This is a genomic window from Mesorhizobium sp. M7A.F.Ca.MR.362.00.0.0 (assembly GCF_004023175.1).
Classification (GTDB): domain Bacteria; phylum Pseudomonadota; class Alphaproteobacteria; order Rhizobiales; family Rhizobiaceae; genus Mesorhizobium.
Genome location: NZ_RZTF01000430.1, coordinates 1,706 through 5,231 on the forward strand (window position 1 = coordinate 1,706; position 3,526 = coordinate 5,231).

General features: G+C 64.2%; 4 protein-coding genes. All 4 read right to left on the reverse strand.

What is annotated here, in order from left to right:
- Window positions 1–120 precede the first annotated feature (120 nt).
- A complete protein-coding gene (locus EOC06_RS32140; RefSeq protein ID WP_128309680.1) occupies window positions 121–711 on the reverse strand; it encodes a DUF447 domain-containing protein in 591 nt (196 codons plus the stop codon).
- A 3-nt stretch (window positions 712–714) separates the two neighbouring features.
- Entirely contained in the window at window positions 715–2,109 is a 1,395-nt protein-coding gene (locus EOC06_RS32145) for a DUF6513 domain-containing protein (RefSeq protein ID WP_128309681.1), read from the reverse strand.
- The gene (locus tag EOC06_RS32150) at window positions 2,102–2,653 is read right to left on the reverse strand and encodes a flavoprotein (RefSeq protein ID WP_127268111.1); all 552 of its coding nucleotides are present in this window, start codon (window positions 2,651–2,653) and stop codon (window positions 2,102–2,104) included. The genes EOC06_RS32145 and EOC06_RS32150 overlap by 8 nt, the downstream gene beginning before the upstream one ends.
- A 3-nt stretch (window positions 2,654–2,656) precedes the next feature.
- The coding region (locus EOC06_RS32155) for a hypothetical protein (protein WP_245470274.1) at window positions 2,657–3,526 on the reverse strand (870 nt) is incomplete at its 5' end.

Sequence of the window (3,526 nt, forward strand, 5' to 3'; positions counted from 1 at the left end):
ATTTCGCCGACATCACCCCCGCCGATGACACCGTTCGCGGGCAAGCGAGCAGCGCGGCCCCCGCGTCCGCGGTAGCGCTTTTGGCGGGATATCCGTTGTAAGCAGGGTGCGGCGCTCGGCCTAACCCCGCGCGTCCTCGCTACCGGAACCTTTGGCGGTCAAGTGATCGCTGACACGCTGCATCAGCCAGCCCCAGGCTTCCTTTTCGCCCTCGCCTGCGGTCTTTTCGATGGCAATCGAAAGGTAGGCGATTTCCGCCTCGATCTTGTCGCGCGGCAGCATGCCGAGCCGGCTAACCAGGATGGCCAGCTCAAGCACCGCCGCCTTAGCTCGGTTGAGGCCGGTGAACGGCGCGAGCGCTTCCTCCCGCACCACGCGGCAGAAATGGCGGGGGCGCACGCCATTGTCATCGACCGCCTGGACTTGGAGGCCCGAATACGCCAGCGCCGCCTCGAGCCTCGGCACCGGAAACCCGTCAACCGGAACGGTTGGCCAATGCTTGCGGCCTGTCAGGCAGCCGGCAAAGACACGCACGTCGTCGGTATAATTGGCGATGGCGAATGGCACTTCGGCGAGATTGTCGAGCGTGACCGACGGCCGGAACGGTGCAATCACCCAGCCGTCATTCTCGGCAATGATGCCGATCGGCGCGATGTGGACGTTGCCTGCCTTGTTGACCGTCGTGATGATCGATTCGCGAATGTAGGGCATGGTCTAGCGCTCTTTCCTTGCGCGGAGCGTCTTGCCCGGCTCGGCAAGACGGGTACGGTCGGTTTCAGGAGCCGGCGCGGCAACGCCCCATGCGAGCGGTTCGTCCTGCACATAACGCTTGCCGAGGCGCCACGCGATCTCCGCTTTCATCAGTTCCGCGCCGAGGTAAAAAGCGTGTGCGCCATCGGCGTTGACGTCCAGCCCGGCAAAAAGTTCGAACGCATCCGTGGCAACCGCATGCCCTTTGCTATTGAAAACATGGATGCCGTCCTCCGCTACCGCGATCCGGAAGTTGGCGTCGCGCACCTGGGCCGCCAATGCCTCGATATCGTCGGTTGAGGCTGTGAAAGGCTTGCGATCGTGGACCTGCAACAGGCCTGGGTGATAGCCGCGCGGCAACGCGCCGTCCGTGCAAGCAGCCAACATGACGCGGCGGGCGATATCGTGCTCCTCGATCGTCCGCACCGTGTGTGGGCTGACATGCACCGCCAGCACGTTTCGGATCCGGAGTTCCGAGCAGAGTCCCGCTAGAACGGCCGTAACACCGGAACTGTCCGCGTCGGTCAATTCGGTGAGATTGCCGGTACCCATCAGCAATTCGGCGTCCGGCCAGCGGCGCCGCGCCTCGATGAAGCGCCCGAGTGAAACGGCGAAGCCGAAATGGATCGGGTCGAGCACGGGATCGGCAATGAAGGCAACGCCGGCCTTTTGAGCGGCTTCGATGGCCCGGCCGAGCGAATCCAGATCGCCGGGCGTGGACGGTATCAACACTGCCGTAGCCCTATGGTCGAAGATCAACGGCAGCGTGTTCTCATCGAGGCTGAGAAGATAGTCCGCGCCGGCGCGTGCCCCGATCGTCAGTTCGTCCACGCTGGCCGAATCGACGCTGACCATAAATCCCCGTGCCTTGAGCGCTCGCACAGCCTCCGGCAGCAATGGAAACGGCGTCTCCGGCAGGCAGCCCAGATCGATGACATCGGCGCCGGCCGCGGCCAACATCGAGGCCCTCGCCATCAGCGCCTCGACCGACAGCATCGGCGCATCGACGATCTCGGCGAAGATGCGCATATCGTGACGCGTCAGATCCGGCGGTTTGCCCGCCCGGCCAAGGAAGGCCGGCAGGTCAGCGATCTCGTCGGGGCCGCGCACAAAGGGCACGCCGAAATGCTCCGACAGGTGCTCGATGTTTCCCCGATAGCGTCCGGGCAGGATGACGCGGCCGGCGTCTCCTGTCAGGGTGAGCCGACGCTTCACAATTTCCTCGCTCATCAGCGCGGCGACCTTGACGCCGACGTCGACGACTTCCCACGCGAATGCGGTTCTGCCCAGCCCGGCCAGCAGCCGTTCCAGCCGCGCCTTGGCCAGATGGCCGGTAAGAAAAACCAGCCGCTCAGCCATCGCTTGCGAGTTCGGCCCGGCGCCGTGTGAGCGAGGCTTCGAGATCAGCGAGCGATTCGACCACCTGGGTCCGCTCGAAACTCTTCAACTGCTTGGTATTTTCCAGGTCGATCCTGCGCGGATAGACCTTGACCAGCCCGTGCGGTGCCTGGGTCTCGAGTTCCGGCGCGGTGTCGCAAGCAAAGACGATGGCTGGCACACGGCACTTTCCGGCTTGGGCAAAGACATTGGTGGCGAGCGTGTCCGAAATGCCATGCACGCATTTGGCGACCGTGTTGGACGTGGCCGGCGCCACCACGACCGTGTGATAGACACCGTGGTAGAATTCGCCGACAGGGATCGCACTCGCGGTCTTGTCGTGCAGCACGCGCGTCGTCTCCGGGAAATCAAGTTTAAGCTTGTACATGCGCAACACTTCGTTGGCAGCCTTCGACACGAAGACATCGCAATGTTCGAGTTGGCGAACAAGTGCGAAGCTCTCCGTAAAGAAATGCCCGGAACCCGTCAAAACCCATGCCCAGCGCGGCACATGCAGCTTCACCATCGGCTATCCCGCCTTCTTTGCCGACGACCCTGTTGAAGCCACGATCCTGGTGCCGGGCAGCTTGCCCAACGCGAGCATCGCGCCGGCCTCGGCAGCATCCTTCGGACCGGCGAGATGGAAATCGACGCCGTCGGGCAGCATGGCGGCAAAACCCGGGTCGACAATGCCTCGGGTCCTCAGGCTGTCAGCGGTATCGCCATCGAAGAATGCACCGGTCTGCTTGATAAGCAACAGCGCGTTTGCGCCAAGCTTGCCGGCAAGCCAGGCGGCCAGAGAATCGGAGGTAATGTCCCACGAGGCCGGAACATCCAGCGCCGGCAGTGCCAGTGACGACGGCAGCCACACCGGAACCTTGCCCGCCTCCAACGCTCGCCCGATCTCGTCCAGCGACCGTGCCGGCGTCAGTCTTTCGTCCCGGTCGAGGATGACATGGCCGAACTGCTCCATGGCCAGGATCGCCATGGCATGCGCGGCGGCGTCGGAAAAATCCATGCGTGTCTGCGTCTCGCGCACATGGTCGGCAAAGAGGCCGCCGCCGGGCACGATGACGATCGGCAGCCTGGAACCCGCCAGCGCTGCGATCCAGCTCTTCATCTCCGCCGCATGGGCCGTGCTGCCGCCAAGCTTGACGATGGCCCGTCGGAGCATTTCGGGGCGTTCCTGGCGCGGCCGGAAAACAACGCTCCGGTCTTTTCGGCCGGCAGTGCCGGAGGCAGCGCCGCGTCCCGCCGATTGGCGCTTGCGTTCGATCTCGACGCCGACGCCGCCAGGGCCGAGCTCGAGCTTCTCCACCCTTACCGTGACACGCACGACACGCTGGTTCTCCAGGACGTGCGCTGCCACCTGCTCGGCCAAAGCCTCGCTGAGCTGGAT

Coding starts and splice junctions, on each gene's coding strand:
- EOC06_RS32150 (WP_127268111.1), bottom strand. CDS start 2,653: ATGGTGAAGCTGCATGTGCCGCGCTGGGCATGGGTTTTGACGGGTTCC.
- EOC06_RS32140 (WP_128309680.1), bottom strand. CDS start 711: ATGCCCTACATTCGCGAATCGATCATCACGACGGTCAACAAGGCAGGC.
- EOC06_RS32145 (WP_128309681.1), bottom strand. CDS start 2,109: ATGGCTGAGCGGCTGGTTTTTCTTACCGGCCATCTGGCCAAGGCGCGG.